The sequence below is a fragment of the Streptomyces sp. NBC_01433 genome (genome assembly GCF_026340105.1).
Classification (GTDB): domain Bacteria; phylum Actinomycetota; class Actinomycetes; order Streptomycetales; family Streptomycetaceae; genus Streptomyces.
The window spans coordinates 4,507,080-4,525,889 of record NZ_JAPEPM010000001.1 but is presented as its reverse complement, the minus strand read 5'-3'; the positions used below and the strand labels follow the sequence as shown (position 1 = coordinate 4,525,889).

5 protein-coding genes are annotated in these 18,810 nt (G+C 69.6%); 4 read left to right on the top strand and 1 reads right to left on the bottom strand.

From position 1 onward, the window contains the following. Window positions 1–78 precede the first annotated feature (78 nt). Both OG413_RS20325 and OG413_RS20320 read left to right on the top strand, forming a co-directional pair. Window positions 79–16,710, top strand: coding sequence for a hypothetical protein (locus OG413_RS20325; RefSeq protein ID WP_266807466.1), 16,632 nt, complete (start codon window positions 79–81; stop codon window positions 16,708–16,710). An 11-nt stretch (window positions 16,711–16,721) separates the two neighbouring features. Beyond that, on the top strand, window positions 16,722–16,994 hold the full coding sequence (locus OG413_RS20320) for a hypothetical protein (protein ID WP_266807465.1): 273 nt from the start codon (window positions 16,722–16,724) through the stop codon (window positions 16,992–16,994). A gap of 15 nt (window positions 16,995–17,009) precedes the next feature. Here the strand turns inward: OG413_RS20320 and OG413_RS20315 are convergent, their stop codons facing one another. After that, window positions 17,010–17,735 (bottom strand): hypothetical protein, encoded by a 726-nt coding sequence (locus OG413_RS20315; protein ID WP_266807463.1) that lies wholly within the window; start codon window positions 17,733–17,735, stop codon window positions 17,010–17,012. Between the two features lie 172 nt (window positions 17,736–17,907). Between OG413_RS20315 and OG413_RS20310 the strand changes: the two genes are divergently transcribed. Together OG413_RS20310 and OG413_RS20305 are read left to right on the top strand one after the other, a co-directional pair. Further along, window positions 17,908–18,501, top strand: coding sequence for a hypothetical protein (locus OG413_RS20310; protein WP_266807461.1), 594 nt, complete (start codon window positions 17,908–17,910; stop codon window positions 18,499–18,501). A gap of 17 nt (window positions 18,502–18,518) precedes the next feature. Continuing rightward, on the top strand, window positions 18,519–18,719 hold the full coding sequence (locus tag OG413_RS20305) for a hypothetical protein (RefSeq protein ID WP_266807459.1): 201 nt from the start codon (window positions 18,519–18,521) through the stop codon (window positions 18,717–18,719). Window positions 18,720–18,810: the final 91 nt, after the last annotated feature.

The following is an 18,810-nucleotide window of genomic DNA, read 5'->3' as shown; positions in this document are numbered from 1 at the left end:
GGCAAGAACGATCTTGGTCAGGTGTGGTCGGCGCTCAGCACGCGACGCTAAGTACCTGCGGTGTGCATGGTCCGCGCCATGCTGAATCGCTTCGCTTCCTCGGTCGGCCTGAGTCGCGCCCTTGAGATCAAGGCCGTACGACGGCCGTGGAACCCTGCCCTGCACCCCAGGGACTCCAAGGGGAGATTCATCGAGACCGGCGGCGTCGCGCGTCTTTGGTCGGGGCATCTCGCCCGCGTCGTCCGTGCCTTGCCCCGGAACCGTGTTCTCGTCCAGGACCGTGCCAACGACGGTACGTACACCGGGCGCCGGCACACCACCAGCGCCCGCTGGATCACCATGGTGGCGCGCCCGGACGGCACCGCACCCACCAAGAACCAGGACAAGGTGGAGGCCGAGGACGCCCGCCGCGAGGTGGACGACCGGCGCGGGCTGGGCCTGTCCCGCGATGACGTGGGCGACCCGGACACCCCTGACGAACCGCACGACGTCGACGACGAGGGCGACGGCATCGGCGACGACGAGGGCGACGCCCCGGAGAACGACGACCAGGACGAACCCGAGGACGGGGACCACGAGGTCGACACCGCGGCCCTGCCGAACCGCGCGGCCCGGAGCGGGGCCCGGTTCAAGGACACCGCGGCGGTACGGCAGCACTTCCTCGACCTGGCAGAGCAGCCCGGTGCGAACGCTTCGGCTCTGCGGCGCCTGGCCGGGGATGAGGATCTTCAGGTCACCCAGTCCGGGGGGTTGGTCACTACCCGCGATGACGCCACGGGGCGCTGGTACCTCACCTCCACCGGCACCGGCGGGTACCTCGACATCGGGGACTTCACCACCCACGCCGAGGCCGCAGCAGCCGCCGACTACATCGGCGAGCACGTGCGCAACGGGCACATCATGCCCGCCGAGTTCAACCAGCCGATCGACTTCTCGGACCCGGCCATCGCCACCTGGTTCCTGACGTGGCGATCCACCAAGGGCGAGGACGCCGCGCAGGCCATCCGCCGGGCCGTGCAGGACTTCCATGCCGCCCGTAAGAACAGCGGCGCCCCGAAGGCTCCCGGGCCCACGAAGCAGCCTGCCCACGCTCGCGGCCGGTTCGCCACGCTTCCGCAGGCACGCGCCAACTGGACCCAGAAGGCGGAGGCCCTGCGTGCCACCGGCAGCGAGCAGGACCGCCGCACCGCCCAGGACCTTGACCTTTTGGTGAAGGAGCAGCGGCTCAAGCTCGTCGGCGACGGCCAGTTCGTCACCCGGCGCGTCGAAGACGACTGGTACCTCCACGCCACCGGCAACGGCCAGCAGATGGCGTGGTGGTTCGACCGGCAGGGTGACGCCCAGAAGTTCGCCGAGCACATCGTCGGTGCCCTCAAGGACAAAGACGGCAATGCCCTCGACTTCTCCGACCCCGACTTCGCCGAGTACCGGACCTCCTGGCGTTCCCCGAAGGGCCGCGACTACCACCAGGAGTGGACGGCTGCCCGCGCCCTGTGGGACCAGCAGCACCCGCCGAAGCACAGCATCGCCACCGACCGGCTCGCCGAGACGCTACGCCGCAGCCCCTTCGGCGACAACGAGAACCAGGCCCCGAAGTCCGAGTCTCCTGCCGAGACAACCCCCGTGCCCGACACCGCCGAGCCGACCGAGCCGAAGCCCGACGAGCGCCCCCAGGCCCAGGCCCCGTCGGATGAGGAAACGGCCCCGGTGCCGGAAGGCCAGCCTGCGGCCGACGTCCCGCCGCAGGAAACACCGGAGGATGCCGCCGACGGACGGCCGGCAGGTGTGCCGGAAGATGCCGAACCCGTCAACGGTGTGGACGGCTACTGGAGCACCTGGTCGTCCGGGAACGTCACCGTGTACGCCCCCGACGGCAAGCAGATCGGCCGGGTGGTCGGCAGCTACGGCGACCGGCACGCAACGGTCGGCGGCGTTCACATCCCGATCGGCGACAGCCTCACCCAGGCGGACCAGATCATGGCTCGCCACCACCTGGCCAGCGTCGATCCGGCTAAGGCCGACCATGTGCACTTTGCGTGGACCACCCACAAGGGCAAGCGCATCATCGCCATCCGCGGGACGATCAAGGACGATCCGCGGGACGACAGGGCCGTAGGCGCAGCGGGAAAGCTGGCGTGGTCGCCCATCCAGAAGGCCCGGGTCACGGGCACCCAGTGGAAGCCGGAGACCCGCGACCGCAAGGCCGCGCAGATCCTCGCCGCGTTCGCGAAGCAGGGGCGCAACGTCAGGATCACGGACGAGGACGCCGCCACAGCTACCGCTGACGCCCCCGCGCAGCTCGACGAGGACACCAAGAAGCTCCGCGCCACGCATGATGCGGACCTGCGCGGGCAGCGCGACAACCTCAAGATGCACGTCCGGATCGCCGACACCCCCGCCCGGAAGCAGCGAGCGCGCGCCGCTCTGCAGAAGGTGGAAGCCGAACTCGACCGGCGCCGCATCGCCCAGAGCAACGAGAGCGACCGGGACCAGCCCGAGGACCAGCTGAGTCCGCAGGACCGCGCGGCGGCGATGAGCGACACCGAGCTCGCCGAGGCGGTCAGCCGCTCCGAACGGGACCGGGGCACCTACGGCTCCAGGCGCGGTGACCGGCTCACCGCCGACGAGCGTGTCCTGTACGCGGACCGCCGCCGTCGCACCACGGAGCAGGTTGCCCAGGCCGGCAACCCGCAGGACCTGAGCGACGAAGACCTCGCCGCGCACATCAAGGGCTTGGAGGCCCGCGAGCGTGCGCACAAGCCGTCTGGGCTCATCCATGAGGAGGACGATCTCGCCCCGGAGCGCGACCTGTGGAACGACCTGACCGGCCGTGTCGCGGAAGCCGAGACCGAGCAGCAGGTCCGGGCGCTCCGCGACATCCAGCAGCGTCCTCCAGTTCAGGACCTCGACGATGACGCCCTGGAGCAGGAGTTCCTGCACCTGCCCGCCCGCCTGCGCCGCCTCAACGAGGACCAGAACAAGGTCCTGGCCGCACGCCGGAGTGCCGTGCACGAGGAGCGGCAGGACCGCAAGGCGGCAGTGTGGCGCAACGGCCCTGACCCCGCAGGTCTCACCGATGAGGACCTGAGCCAGTCGTTCAAGGACTTGTACAAGGCCCGGACGCTCACCAGCGGGCGGGAGCGGGAGGCACTGGATGAGCGCCTGAAAGCCCTCTTCGACGAGCAGAACCGCCGCGGCGCCGAAGGCCGTGAGCAGACGGTGCGGCGGGCCGACACTCGCGGGGACGCCCTTTTCAGCACGTACGGCGTCTCCGTCGCGGTCGACGGGAACGACTACGGCAAGATCACCTTTCACGAGCGTGACTCCCCGTACGGGGCGCACAAGGCCGGATGGAACGCGCAGCGCCAGAGTCACGGGCGTGGCCTGGGCGCGTTCCCGAGCATGACCGAGGCCCTGGCCGCGATCGTCGACAGCTACGACACCGACCCCGCGAGCGAGCCGGTGCGCCTGTACGGCTCCGTGCGCCGCGTGTGGGTGCCGAAGATGTTCTTCGAGCTGTACCAGTCCTCCCGCCGTGCCGACTCCTTCCCCTCAGCGAGCAAGGAGCGCCAGACCCTCTATGCCCTGTTCAAGGGCCACGGCTACGGCGGGTCCGATGGCACCAACCCGATCACGGGGAAGATCGGCAAGGGCGCCAACTTGGACGTGCCCGAGGGGCTGTTCGCCGAGTTCCAGCGCGTGACGGAGGAACTGTCCCGCGAGATGATGCTGCGGGCCAACGACCGTGACTTTGACTCGTCGGACCGGTCCAAGGCCCGTACCCGGCTGGCCTCCATCAACGCAGCCCTGCACGGCATCAATGCGCAGCGCACAGCAATAAGTAAGGATGGCGGGGACGACGACCGCAAGGTCATCTCCCGCGAGGAGATCGAGGCGCAGCAGGCAGCCCTGCGTGCGGCTCTTGGAACGAATGAAGGGGCTGATGGTGAGCATCTACAGCCAGACAGCCAGGAACCACTGGACGAAGCACCGTCCGCGGGAGCTGGCGGCGATGGACGACCCGGAGCGGTTCTTCCTGAACAAGGGCCGGGAGATCGAGACGGCGATTCTGGTGGCCGAGGAGGCGCTGGAGCAGGCCGTGCCGGCGGCGACGGAGTACGAGGACCGGGCCGGTCAGATCAAGCAGATCAGGGCGAGCGCGACGGATCAGGTCCTGCGCGACCTGCTGCCGGAGCCGGAGCCGGAGGCCGAGGAGCAGCCGACGCTCAGCCCGGAGATGCGGGATCTTCTGGCGCTGAAGGACTCGGTGTACGACATGTAGCACCGCGCTTCCGGCCGAACCCGGCCGATGCCGCAACCAAGGGCCCCATCCAGCGAGCCGCCGCGAACGTCGAGGCGATCCGGGTCCTGAAGCGGCTCCAGAAGGAGAATCGCCAGGCCACCGACCGGGAGAAGGTCACCCTCGCCCGCTGGACCGGGTGGGGCTCGGTGCCGGTGATGTTCGCGGCGGAACCGAACGAGAAGGAACCGCGCTACCAGCAGGGCGGCGCCCGGCACGGGAAGTTCTCGCAGGATCACGCCCGTTGGGCGGAGTACCGCGAACTGCGCACCATGCTCTCTGCCGAGCTGACGCCAGTGGAGTGGCGGCAGGCTTCCCGCGGCACCCTGTCCATGCACTACACGCCGCAGCCCATCGCCGAGGCAATGTGGCACGGCTTGAAGGCTCTCGGGTTCCAGCGCGGTGACGTCCTGGAAGCCGGGTCCGGCTCCGGTACGTTCTTCGGCGTCTCCCCGGCGGGCGCCCGCCTCACCGGCGTCGAGCTGGACCCGACCACCGCGAAGATCGCGCAGGCGCTCTACCCGGACGCCAACGTTCTCAACGAGAACTTCGCCGAAACCGACGCCCATCCAGGCACGTTCGACGCAAGCATCGGCAACGTCCCGTTCGCGTCTGTGCCCTTCGGCGACAAGCGTTACCCCGCCGAGAGCCTGCACAACGGGTTCATCACCAAGGACCTGGCCCTCACCCGGCCGGGCGGCATCACCCTCCTCATCACCTCCCGGCACACCCTCGACTCCAAGGGCGACAAGGCCCGGAAGCAGATCGCCAAGTACGGCGATCTCATCGGCGCCGTCCGCCTGCCAAGTGGCGTCTTCAACGACGCCGGCACCAGCGTCGTCACGGACGTGCTCGTGCTGCGGCGCCGAGCCGACGGCGACGAGCCTGGCGACACGGCATGGCTCAACGCCCCCGAGCGGAAGATCGGGGACGTCCGCGAGCACGTCAACGCGTACTTCACCGAGCACCCCGAGCACATCCTCGGTGAGCTGACCACCGAGTCCTCCCCGTACGGTCCGCGCCTGACCGTCAAGGGCAACCCCGCTGAGGCAGCCGATCAACTCCGTGACGCCCTGGAGAAGATCGCCGCCAAGGCCGTGGCGGACGGCAACGGCTACGAGCCGCACCCGGACGGCGACAACCGGCCCCCGGTGTTCCTGCAGACCGCACGGGAGAAGCACGCCAACGACTGGACTGGCCGCCTCTACGAGGGCGACGACGGCAAGCTCTACCAGCACGTCAACGGCGGGAACCCCGTCACGGTCGAGCCGTCCGACGACCGTACGGACCAGCTCCGTGCCCTGATGCAGCTCCGCGACGTCGCCGCCGAGCTGCGCGTCCTGGACCGCAAGAACGACGAGGACGAGCGCGCCGAGAAGCTGCGCGCCGAACTCCGGGACCTGCATTCCGCGTACGTGGAGAAGTTCGGGCCGCTGTCCAAGCCCGGCCAGTTCCGCAGCATGAAGACCGGCGCCCGGCCGGACGGTACGGAGGAGCGCACTCCGACCGCGTGGGGCTACTTCCGGTCCGACCCGGACGCTGGATCGGTCCTCGCGCTGGAGCGGTGGGACGCGGACAAGCAGGAGCCCGTCCTCTCCCGGGTCTTCACCGAGCGGGCTGCCGCCCGCCGGCAGCCGCTCTCCCGCACCGATGACCCGAAGGCGGCACTGGCCGCGGTGGTCGCCGCGAACGGGGAGGTCGACCTCGGCGAAGTTGCCCGGCTGCTCGACATGGACCCGCAGGACGCGGTTCGTGCACTGGGCACGGAGGTCTTCACCGATCCCTCCACCGGTCGTCTGGAGCTGGCCGGCGCGTACCTGTCCGGCCCGGTGCGCGACAAGCTCGCAGCCGCGCGCCGCGCCGCCGAGAAGGATCCGGCCTTCGCCGTCAACGTCTCCGCGCTCGAAGCGGTTCAGCCGACCGAGCGCACCATCGGCGAGTTCACCCCGGAGATGGGCGCGCACTGGACGCCGCCCGAGCTGCTTCAAGGGTTCCTGCGCGAGTACCTGGGCGACCGCACGCTGCGCGTCGCTCATGACGACCGCTACGGCTGGTTGCTCTACACGGGCAAGGTCCCGCAGGCCAACAACGTCTTGTACGGCGTCCCGGCCAACGAGGAGAAGGGGACCAAGGGAAAGACCGCGGTCGAGATCGCCCGCTCCATCCTCGGGCACGGCACGCTGACGATCTACCGCGACGACAAGCGTCGGCACGTCGATGAGGGCACGTCCCGCCTGGTCCGGCAGAAGGCCGACCAGATGCGGTCGGACTTCGCGAAGTACGCGACCGCCAACGCCGACCGGCTCACGCGGCTGACCGACTCGTACAACACGATCATGAACGGGCACGTCGTCCGTTCGTACGACGGCATGAGCCCGTCTCTGGATGGCTTCACCCCGGGCCGGACTCCCCACGCGTGGCAGTTGAGCGGCGCGGCCCGCATGCAGTTCGAGCGGTCGGTGGTCCTGGCCCACGAAGTGGGACTGGGTAAGACGGGCACGCTCGTCATGGGCACCCAGGCGCTCAAGGCCAGCGGGCAGATCGAGAAGCCGTTCGCCGTCGTCCCGGACCACCTCGCACAGCAGTGGTACGACGAGGCCCGGTTCCTGTACCCAAACGCCGAGATCCACCTGATCACAAGCGGGGACCTGGCCGACGGCCGCCGCGACAGCACGCTGGAATGGCTGCGCGCGAACAAGCCCGACTTGGTGATCTTCACCGAGCCCGCGTTCGGGTCGATCAAGATGTCGCCCGAGGCGCAGGACGAGTACGAGTTCCGTGAGCTGGAGGCTCTGCGGGAACAGCTTGACCGGCAGTACGAGGACGCGGACAACCCCAACCACCCGTTCATCGTCGCCAAGATCGAGCAGCGCATCGCGACGGTCCAGAACCGGATCAGCAAAAACGCGGCGCCCATGCGCACGCCTGGCGAGACCTACTGGGACGACCTGGGATACGACTACGCGGTCGTCGATGAGGCCCACCGGTACAAGGGCGTCGGTTTCCGCTCCCGTGAGGGTGGCGGTGACCCGGCGACCATCCGCGGCATCGACCTGCACCAGAAGCTGACCGACCTGCACCGTCGCCGCGACGGTCGCGCCACGGTCACCCTGGCCACCGGCACACCGCTGTCGAACTCGATCACCGAGCAGTACACGATGCTCGCCCTGGCCGCCCCGTGGGTGCTGGACGCCTACAAGGCCGGTGCCCCGGACCTGTGGGCTGCGACCTTCGGCCGCAAGACGCTCCGTGTCGAGAACGCCCCCGACGGCAGCGGTTTGCGGATCGTGGAACGGTTCGCCGAGTTCCACAACCGGCGTGCGATGAAGACGATGTGGGGTCTCATCGCCGACACCAAGCGCGCGGACGACGTCGGTATTCCCCGCCCCAAGATCAAGGGCGGCGGCCCGAACCTGATCCTGGTCGACTCGACGAAGGACCAGGCCGCCCGGCTGAAGAAGCATGTCGCCCGTGGCCGCGCCATTCACATGGGCGAGCCCCAGCAGATCCGCAACCGCAAGGGCGCGCTGGTCGACGACAACATGCTCACGGTGTCCAACGAGGGCACCTCCGTCGCCCTCGACCCTCGGCTCGTCGACCCGAAGGCGCCGGCGGGCAACAAGCTCCGCACTGTCGCCGCCAAGCACGTCGAGCGCTACCACCGGCACAAGGACCGCGTCTACAAGACGCACTACTCGCCCGACGGGGCAGCCCCGGACCACCCCACCCCCGGCGCCTTGCAGATGATCTTCCTGAACGAGGGAGTGCCGGGCGGTGACAACCGGGGCAGCTTCGACGCATACGCCGAGCTCCGCGACCTCATGGTTCAGGGCGGCATCCCCGCCGAAAAGATCGCCTTCGTCCAGGACCACAAGAAGTCCGGCAAGCCCGAGGAAATCGCCGAGTTGTTCCGCCGGGCCCGCGACGGCGAGATAGCCGTTCTCATCGGGTCCAGCAGCGTCGCCGGCACCGGCATGAATGCCCAGAACCGCATGGTGTCGCTGACCCACGTCGACCTCGACTGGGGCGCCGCGCAGATGGAGCAGCGCAACGGGCGCATCCTGCGCTACGGCAACCAGAACGCGGAAGTCGAAGTCGACATCTTCGCGACCAAGGGCAGCCTCGACGGCTGGAAGGCGGGTTTCGTCGCCTCCAAGGCGGAGGGCCTGATCGACATCCAGCGCCCGGAGATGTCCGACAGCGACACCCGCGACACCGTCACCGAACTCGACGTCGATTACCCCGACTACGAGACCATGGAAGCCGAGATCGGCGGCAACCCCTACATGAGCCAGCTCATGAAGGCCCGCCGTCTGCTGCGTGACCTGGAGATCGACCAGCACAACGAAGCCGCCGAACGCGTCCGTCGGCAAGAAGCGCTGGCCGACCTTCACCAGGAAATCGCTACGACCCGCGACGGCATCGCCCGCCGCGAGGAGGCCCTGCCCCGCATCCGCGTGCGGGACTCCTTCGCCATGAACCTTGGCGGCCTGTCGTACACCGACCGCGCCGACGGCGCAGCGGCCCTGCACCGGCAGGTCACCACGCAACTCCTGGAACACGACCGCGACGGCATGAGCCCGTGGAAGGTCCTGGGCCAGTTCAGTGGGCTCGACATCGGCGTGCGTACGGAGAAGCGGGCAGACGGCAAGCTGGTCGCGCACGTCGGGTTCCCCGACCTGGCGCGTTCTGCCTTCGAGCGAGGCCCGGACGACCTGAAGAAGAAGGGCGCCGGGTCGGGCATGATCACCCGGCTCACCAACGCCCTGGAGAAGGCTCCCGCCCTCCAGCAGGCGGACCAGGCCCAGCTACCCAAACTCGACGAGCAGATAGCGCTCTTGCAGTCGGCACAGGTCGCTGCCGACTTCACTCCGCAGATCGAGCACGCGCGGGCCCGCACGAATCTCCTGGACGAGGTGGTCGGCAAGATCGCCGACCTCGACAAGGTCCCGGAGATCGACGAGAACGAACTCGACAAGAAGCTGACCAAGGCCCAGCGCCGAAAGGTCGTCGAGGAGCGGCAGGAGACCCGGGTCCCGCTCCAGGGCGCCGTCGACGCCGCGATCCTCACGCTCGACGAGTTCGACCGCAAATTCCCCCAGCCCGAGCGTGCCGAGAGCCCGGATGCACCAGACCAGCGGGAGCCGGAGCAAGACCCGGTGCGTCTCTCCGCCGAGGAGGTCTCCCAGACCCTCGACCAGCTCCGCCCCGAGGGGTCCAGCACCGACGAGACCGCCGACGAGCCGAGCACCGCAACGGACACGGGAGACCACGACGACCGTGACCGCACCGTCCCGGCGCCGCCCACGGCCCCCGCCGACGAGGCCCCGGAGGAAGACGGCACCGTACTGCCGGCACCCGACCGGAGCGGCGCCGTGGCCCAGCCGGGCACTCCGGCCAGCGAAGTCGATGACTCCGCGAACGAGTCCCCGGCCGACGTCGAGCCCGGCGACACGGTCACCCTCGACCGGGACGAGGTCGCCCAGCAGCTCGACGCCATCCGCCCCGCAGGCTCCAAGGCGCCGTCGGCCATGAGCGAGCAGGAGGTCGCCGACGAGATCGTGGCCCTGATGGAGCGGGAGATGGCCGACGGTGAACTGTCGGGCGCCGACCGCACCCGCATGGCCGTACTGGAAGCAGAGAACGACCGCCGCGCGGGGCGCACACCGAAGTCGGAGCCGAAGAAGCCTGCACCCGCTGAGCCAGAAGGCGGCCTCTTCGACATCGACGAGCCGGAGCCGCGGGCCCCCATAACCGCCGATCCGAACAACCCGCTCGACCGGCCCGACGACATGTTCGGCACACCGGACCTCTTCGCCGATCACGAGGGACGCGACACCAGCCGCCTCCGCCCCGTCCAGATGCGCAACCCCAGCGACCTGACCGAAGGCGACCGGTACACCGACCCGAACGGCCGCACGCACACAGTCGCGGAACCGCCGCAGCACACCGGCCGGGGACGTGTCCGGATCGTCACCAGCGACGGCCACGAGCGGTTCTACAACCGGGATGCGGAGCTTCGGCTGCGGTACCCGGACGAGGAAATCAACGACGAGCCGTCGCCGGAGCCCCGCGACGCCGACACGGCAGACGACCGTGAAAGCACCGCCCTGGCGGCCCCGCAGAGCGACAACGACACCACCCCGGAAGGGACCTCGGACTCCGGCGAGGAGGACGAGCAGCAGCCGACGGACGACGAGCAGGCCCAGGGCGGAGAGGAGGCCCGCGACGACCAGACGGAGAACCGGGACGACGACAAGCGCCGCCGCGACCGGGCGTCGGACACGGACGGTGCCGCACCGGACGGGGCTCCCGAAGGCGCCGGGGGCGGCCCCCAGCTCCCCGGCCTCGACCGCGACCAGGACGACGACAGCGACGCAGAAGATGCGGAGCCGGCCACCGACGACGACCGCGAGCGTCGCCGCCGCCGTCGTCGGGGGGAACGAGGAACCGATGGCGGCCCCGACGGGCCAGGAGGCCCTGGCCTGCCCCGGCCGAATGGCCTGCCCCACCTGTCCAACACCCCGGCCGGCAGCCCCAGCGCGGACGATGGCGCAGAGCCCAACGGTGCCGGGCCCAACCGTATGCCGCCCCGCACCGTTGCCGACCTCCGCAATGCATGGCAGCGCGGTGACAGGCTGACCGAGCAGGAGAACACCTCCGAGCGGCGCACGTTCCTCGCCCAGCTCGCTGAGAACCCCGCCCTCACCCTCTCCTCCAGCGGCGGGTTGGTCACATGGACCGATGACACCGCCCCGGACGGGATGAGGCGCTGGCAGTTCGCGCAGGCGCGCAACGGCGGCCGCTTCGGCAAGATCACGCTCCTCGCGGCCAACGCTGATGACGCCCGCGACTTGGCCGACCTGTTCGAGATGACCACCGACGCGAACGGCCAGCCGATCGACTGGCACCAGCCGCTCACGCCGGAGATCATCGACCAGTGGCGCGACCGCCAGGACCGCACGCTGCCCGAAGCCCTGCGCACGCTGCGCGACCTGTTCCAGGACGGTGAGGAGCCGGACAACAGCTCCCCGGGGCCGACGCCCGCCACGCTCCCGGGCGACCTGACCGACCTGAGTGACGACGACCTCGCCGCAGCCTGGGGACAGGGCCTCTCCGACACCGATCAGATGCGTGTGGCCGCTGAGATGGACCGGCGCGACAACGCCGACCAGCGCGTGCGGGACGCCATCCCCTCGACGCCGGCAGCAGACGCAGAAGAAGTCCGAAGCCGCGGCAAGGCGATGGATGCCGCGCTCGGCTTCGGCACCACCGACGTCACCCAGCGCCCGCGGACCCGAGAGGAGCGTCTGCAACAGGAGTTCCAGGAAGTCGACGAGGCCCGCTACTCCGCCGCGCTCGCCGTCACCAACGGTTACTTCTTCAGCAACACGAGCAAGCGCCTCCCGCGCGTCGGCGAGCGAGAGCTGTTCTCCAGCGGCAACCTCTCCCGGTTCGGCAGGTGGCGGGACTACGCGAGCGAGGAACTTATCGAGTGGTACGACAGCAACGGCGGACGCCTGACCTACAACCAGTGGAAGCAGAAGCGCCGCACCGACGAGAAGATCGAACGCCAGGAGTACGAGGAGGAACAGCGGCGCGCGGCTGCCACAGCTGACGCGTCCACGCCCGAAGGTGGCGGTGACGCCACCGTGCCTAGCATCGACGACATCGACCTGCCGTCGTTCACCCTGCCCCTGGAGGCCGAAGAGGACGCCAACCGCCGCTTCGGCGGAGCCGACCAGGTGCGCACCCTCACCGAGCGCGCAGATCTCCGCCCGACCGCGAACACCGGCACGTACGACGTCTGGATGAACGGCCGCCGAGTCGGCACCGTGCGCCACGCCAACCAGGACTCCGACAGCGAGCCGATGTGGGACGCGACACCGCTGCTCACCATCAACCACGACCACAACAGCCGGTCCGCCAGCCGAGACCTGGCCGTCGCCAACCTCGTCGTGCGATCCCAACAGAACCCCACCACCGCCACAACCCCCGACGAAGACAGCTGGAACGCGGTGAACGCCCACCTCGCGGGCCGTAACCCGGAGCTGCCGGGACTACCCGGCGGCCTCAGCGACGACCCGGAGGCCAAGGAGCGGTACGAGCGGATCGTCCGCCTCGTCGAGTCGTTCCGGGCACAGCAGTCTCCGAGCGGCGACCTCGCGCAGGACCTGGCGCACGCCCGCGACGAGTTCGAGTGGCTGCGCCGCACCCTGGCCACCTCCCAGGGCCCGCAGCAGGACCAGGACGCGCTCAACGATCTGGAGCGCCGATCCATCTGGGCAGAGCGTCTGCGTACCGGGTTCGGCCAGGACGGAAGCAGCACCGTTGACGCGTCCGGCCGGGAGCCGAACGCTGATGCCCCGACCGTGCCCTCCACGCCCCCGGGTGGGTCCTCGGACTCGTCTACGGGTGCGGGGGACCAGGCGGGCCCCGCGGGCAGTACCCCGGACGCCCCAGACGCTAGACGTTCTACCAGCGTCCCGCGCACCGAGGGCGCTTCCGAAGCCGACCACGACGACTCGGCGACCGCCCGCACCCCCGCCGCAGACACGCCCGCCCCGGATGCCGGCCCGACCCGCGAACCCCGGCCTGCGCCGGAGCCAGTGCGCAGGCCCGAGGGCGCCGGAGAAGACGTGTCCGAGCCCCAGCCCCGCCCGGAGCCGGAACCCATCGGCGGACAGCCCGCACACTGGGCCAGCGTTGACCAGCTCCAGCCCGGCGACACGGCGCGTATTGACGGAACGACCCGCCGCGGCCGGGCGGTTACCCGCGTCGGCTACGTCCTCGACGTCGCCAAGCGTGTGGCCGTGACCCGCCGGGGTCGCACCGAGGACATGCTGCGCACGCTGATCGGTGAGCGCCCCGACGGCCGAACAGGCAGCCGCAACACCGTCTACACACCGCTCAACGCCAGTGCTGCCCGCGCCCAGGCACCAGATGGCAACGCTCCTGGCGCCCCGATCAGCGGCGCCCAGGGCGACGTCGTCAGCGGCGACCTGCCCGACACCATCGCCACCGATACCCGCGGCCTCGGCCTGTTCCCCGGCACCCACGTCACCGGCAGCGGCGATCGCGAAGGCACCGTCACCGGCGTCACCGACACCACTGTCTCCGTGCGCTGGTCCGACGGCGACACCGACCATGGCGTGGCACCGAGTTCTCTCACCGCCGTTGATACGGAGGACCAGCGCCCAGCGGGCTGGACCTCCTTCGGGCAGCGGGTCCGTCCCGGCCACGTCGTCTCCGACGAGAGCGGTGCGTTCCTCGGCCCGGTCAGCGAGGCCAACGGCGACCGCATCACGGTCGCTACCACTGAGGGCATCGTCACCCGCGACGTCACGGGGCTGCGAGTTACCGGCGTCGTCCGCGACGACGCCCCCGAAACCACCCCCGTCACCAACATCAGCAAGGCAAACGCCGACGAGATCAACCAGGGCGACATCGTCGTGCTCGACCTCGACGGTGCACCGACCACCGTGGAAGTCCTGGACACCAACCGCGAAGGCGACCGCGTCACCCTGGACTACGTCGACACCACGACGGGCGAACTCGGCACCATCGACATGGACGCCACCGCCGTCATCCACAAGCTCGAAGGTCCCAACGGCACCAACCCGGGCCTTGGCCCGGACGACGCACCGGCCGCCACCGATGAACTCACGGTGCACGAGCCGCTGCCCACGCTTGACCCCGTCACCGGGCCCACGGTCGACCCGGACCTCACCCCGGCCGACCGCGACGCCATCGCCGACCACGGCAGCAGCCCGGAGGACGACCCCAACGTCCAGCAGGCCGCCGTCCGGATCGGGGCTGACCTCCCCGTCACACCCGAGCAGGCCACCGCACTCGCAGCCCAGCTCCGGGCGAACGCGGACCCGGCGACCACCGAGGGACGAGCCGCGCTGCGCGCCGCCGACCACCTCGACCGCGCCGCCAGCCACAACGCGCCGGAAGGACTCGACCGCCCCCGCCCGTCCAACGCCGCGCAGATCGGTGAGGGCGACATCGTCGCCATGCCCGACGAACGCCGCGGCGATGAAATCCACGTCTACCGCGTGATCGACGTGGAGGAAGGTCCCGGCGGGGTGCGGAGCCTCCTCTTGGAGGACGAGAACCGGCAGTGGAAGCGTCGTCTCGTCCACGCCGCAATGCCTGTGTGGCAGCTCCCCGAGTGGCAGCCCGACGAGTCGCCCTCACCCGGCGGCACACCCCCGGCCGCCCCGGCGGACACGCCAGCCGCCCCGACGGTGCCCATCGCCCGAGTCCGCCCCGGAAACCTCCGCGTCGGCGACGTGATCGACGCGCCGGTCTCCCGGGCCGGGTACACGCTCAACGAGCACCGTCGGCTGACTATCACCAGCCCGCCACAGCACAACGGGTGGTGGATGCAGCTCACGGGCGTGGCCGATGACGGCACCGTGCACGACTTCGGGCTGCACAACGCACGCGCCGTCGACGTGTACGAGCGGAATCGGACCACCCCGGCCCTCCCGCCGTCCGGTACGCCCCGTGACCCCAACCCGAGCCCGCAGGCAGTCGTCGACCGGATCGTTGCTGATCAGCACCGGGTGGTCGCCGCCCGGGTCATCGATGAGGCCGTAGCCGGCACCGAGCCTCCCGGCGACATCCACGCGCTGCGTGAGCAGATCGCGCAGCGCCTGACACCGGAGGCCCTGCAAGGAGCCCGTGAAGCCGCCCGCCAGGACGCGAACGCCGCCCTGGACGCCGCGGGTATCACCGGCCGCGACCGCGCCGCCGCGCAGCAGGCCCTTCGCCAGGCCCGCGCGAAGGCCCACAAGCGGACCGTCCGAGCCGCGTTGCGAACGATCAACGATCTCGAACCCCTGCCTGGCGAATCCAACGAGGACCTGGCACAGAGAGGGGCTGATCTGTTGCGGCTCATCCCGGACCAGTCGAGTGCCCCCGTCCCGTCGCATCCCCACGGCACCCCGGAGGGTGGCGGCTCCATCGACGCCTCCGCCCACGTCGGAGACGCGGTGACCGCACTCGTGCGGCAGCTCGAAGAGGCTGGGGTGGACCCTGCCGATACGGAGGAGCTGACCCGGCTCCTGACGGCACAGCTCGACGGCACCCGGCAGGCCACCGCCCGGCGTATCGTCCGCCGTGGCGCCACGTCTCCGGGCACTGCCCGACAGCCCGGCATCCTCGCGCATGTGCTCGCTCTGCTGGGGCGCATGGCCCGTCGTCTTGTCGAGCTGGTGAAGGCCGCCGCCCGGAAGATCGCCGAGATGTGGCGCAACAACCGTGACCGGCTGTCCCGCATGAAGGCGTTTCTGGGCCGTCTGGTGGGCCGGGTACGCAACTGGCCGGAGTCCCGCCGCCTGGCTCAACTGCACGCCGCTCTCAACCTTCCGAGCGTTGAAGGGGAGACGCTGGCCTCTCGGGTCGCCCAGTGGGCCAACCTGCTGCCGGAGCACAGCCGGTTCGGGCAGGTATCCCGTCGCGTCTCCTGGTGGAGGCCGACGACGTGGGCGCAGCTCGCCGCCGGCAGTCTCCCCGGCCGGACCGGGGGCACCCGGTGGGTGCCGGACCGTGCCTCCGACGGAGGCCCCGGCCTCACCGCGCTGCGGCACATGGCAGCCCTGCGGGCAGCCGGCGCGGACGTCGACCAGGACGTCACACGCCGCCTGGCCAACACGCTCGGTGCCGACTTCGGCGGGGAACCGCACGCCACCTTGCGGCACGCAGACGACTACGTGGCCGCCACGGAGCGGCGCCTGCTCAACCTCCAGGCCGCGCGGAGCAGCAGCACCATCCAGGACCAGGACGTCGAAGTGGAGATCGCAGCCGCCCGCATGGAGGCTGCCGCCGCCCGCCGCGAGTGGCTGGAGCTGCGCACCCAGTACGCCGCGGCGGTGCCCGCCGCGGTGGGGGCGGCTCTGGCCGATGTTCGCGACCTCGGCCCCCAGGGCAATGCGGGCGTCGTGTTCGGCCCGGACACCACACCGGGCGCCGAGCGTGCCGTACGTACCGTGCAGCGCCACGTCCCCAGGGACTGGCTGGCCAATGCGGACGTGCGCCGCCTTACCGCTGTTGACGGGGAAGTCGGCCGGTACGAGGCCGAAGCCCGCCGTGCGACGGTCGCCGACCTGGACGATGCCGGAGTAGGCACTGCCGCACACGCCCTGGCGCAGCACCTGGCCGGGCATCTGCCGGACCTCGACAGCGCGCAGCGCGCCTTCTGGTACACGCGTACGCACACCGGCAGGCCCGGCGCCCGCACGCTCGACCACACGGCCTTGGGCAGGCTCTTGGCGCAGCAGCAGACGCAGATGGACACGGGTGACAGCCTCGCTCGGTCGATGCAGAGCATGTTCACCGGTGACTGGTACGAGGACGACGACTTGAGGGCGTTCCTCCTCGGCCTGCTCGCCACTCGATGAAGGAGAAGACGATGCCGCAGACTGTCACCGGCCGGTTCGACGACGGGTCCGCCTACCAGGTGCAGGTCACTGGAGATGCGGACCGGCCGGTGGTCGGCTCCGCCCGCGCGGTGGCACTCGTCGCCCTGCACACCGGCGAGTCGATTCCGCTGACGCCGACGGGCCCTCTGCGGGTCGTGGCTGGGGACGACGAAGAGGCCGTCCTCGCAGTGCTGCGTCGATACACCGACGTCGTCGAGAAGGGCACGGAAGCAGCCCGGCTGACGCAGACGCCCGAGACATAAGGAACCGAGTCCACATCAACCCCCTGGTCCGGGGTCGGGGGAAAGGGCGTAAGCTTCGCGCCACTCCCTCATAAACTTATCAACAGACTTAGCGTTCCCCTGCGACAGACTCCTGTATAGATCCACCAGACGGTCCATTGTTTCACTGGACCCCATCGGGGATGAAGTCGGGATTCTAAGTTCATCCCCATTTGGCAGTCGGCGCATGAAAATCCCAATGACGTTGTCAGACGTCACAGGGTGCACTACTTCGTCAACGAAGGTGCGCCAGTCAACCAAGTAGACGCCCTTCTTCCTCCCTCGGTCGGAAGCCAGGTAGAAATCGTCTAGACGCAAACCCGAGTGCCCCGATCCGTCGAAGCGGGGAACGAGAACGTGCGAATGGACGATCGCGTGACAGAGAAGCAGGACAGGCAACTGGTCGGAGCGCGCCGCCTCGATGTCGTAAAATCTTTCGATGTGATGCTGGTCTGTAACACCAGGATAGAAACCTTTGCGCACAGGCAGAAAAGTTACGTTGATAGGGAGTTCTTGCACTTCAACGGAAAGTTTCCCGGCCTCAATGAGCTTCCGTACACCGAGACCGACCCGGAAAAGTGTGTCCTCAAAACGGACTTGCCAGTACGTGCCCCAGTCGGCAGTGGCACGTGAAGGAGGCCAAGGCCACTCCCGGAGGTCGAGTTCGAATCGCTTCACTGCTCTCTGCAGCAGGAGTTTGTATGCCGGACCATCATCAATCATCCGCTCATCGTAGTTTGACGGGAACGCCGGCGGGGCGGCTTTAATTGCCACCTCGCAAGAAGACAGCCGCGACCAACACACCTCGGGGGCTGGTCGTGCCATTGGCGGCGGATGAGCAGAGCATGGCTAGTGCGGCGAGACACAAGCGTGGCCGCAGGGTCAGACTCCGCCGATGACCAGATACGGAATCGCCATCAAGGCACTCCCCAAGGGCGGCGCACCGTTCGGGGACGACGACGAGGACCAGGAGCAGGGCCCCGAGATCGGCGCGGAGTCGGGCGCCGCCGACCTGGGCGCGGACCCTGCGGCTTCTCCTGATGAGGAGGCCCCTTCGGAGGCGGGGGGTGAGGAGGAGATCTCCGAGAACGGCGTGCCGGAGGAGGCCGCGCCACCCGGCGGCAGCGAGGCCCCGGAGGACGTGGTCGGCTCCGACCCAGTGACCGGCCCGGAGGACGACGCGAGACCGTGGTCCGGCGACATGTACGACGAGGGGGACGAGACCGACCCCGCCGCCGCGTTCGCCGCCTACCAGGGCACCGACGGCGAAGAGGCGTGGCTCGATCAGGCCCCCGACGGCACCCTGACCGGGTGGATTCGCGATGCCACTGGACAGGTGTGGCGGTATACCGACCCGGACGTGTGGGCTATCGACGTCGACGATGCCCAGATGTCCCGCACACATAGCCGGGCCAGCGGCGATGATGGTGGAAGCGCGGAAACCGAACATGGTGGACAGGACTCCTTGTTCCCGCCGCAGCAGAGTTAGGAGCGGAAACGGTGGCAATGGACCGCCAGAGGTATCTGGCCCTTCTTAAGGAAGGCAAGGCCGCGTTCGCGGAGGGGAACCCCTCCGACGCCTGCCCCTACGACCAGTACAGCGCCGTGCAGGAGCAGCAGTTCGGCGCGCGTTACTGGACGCAGGGGTGGGTAGCGGCCCGGACTGCTGCGGAGGCGCGGAACCCCGAGGCGGAGGTCAGCGCGTAGACGTCAGCCGTCAGGCTTACGTGGTGGTGAACGCTGCGCCGCCATCGGTGCGGCGGAGTTCGCCCTTATCGAGCACCAGGTGAGCTAGCGG

What these genes read in the sequence shown, in the direction of transcription:
- OG413_RS20325 (WP_266807466.1), top strand. Translation starts at nt 79, where the DNA reads ATGCTGAATCGCTTCGCTTCCTCGGTCGGCCTGAGTCGCGCCCTTGAG.
- OG413_RS20320 (WP_266807465.1), top strand. Translation starts at nt 16,722, where the DNA reads ATGCCGCAGACTGTCACCGGCCGGTTCGACGACGGGTCCGCCTACCAG.
- OG413_RS20315 (WP_266807463.1), bottom strand. Translation starts at nt 17,735, where the DNA reads ATGATTGATGATGGTCCGGCATACAAACTCCTGCTGCAGAGAGCAGTG.
- OG413_RS20310 (WP_266807461.1), top strand. Translation starts at nt 17,908, where the DNA reads ATGACCAGATACGGAATCGCCATCAAGGCACTCCCCAAGGGCGGCGCA.
- OG413_RS20305 (WP_266807459.1), top strand. Translation starts at nt 18,519, where the DNA reads ATGGACCGCCAGAGGTATCTGGCCCTTCTTAAGGAAGGCAAGGCCGCG.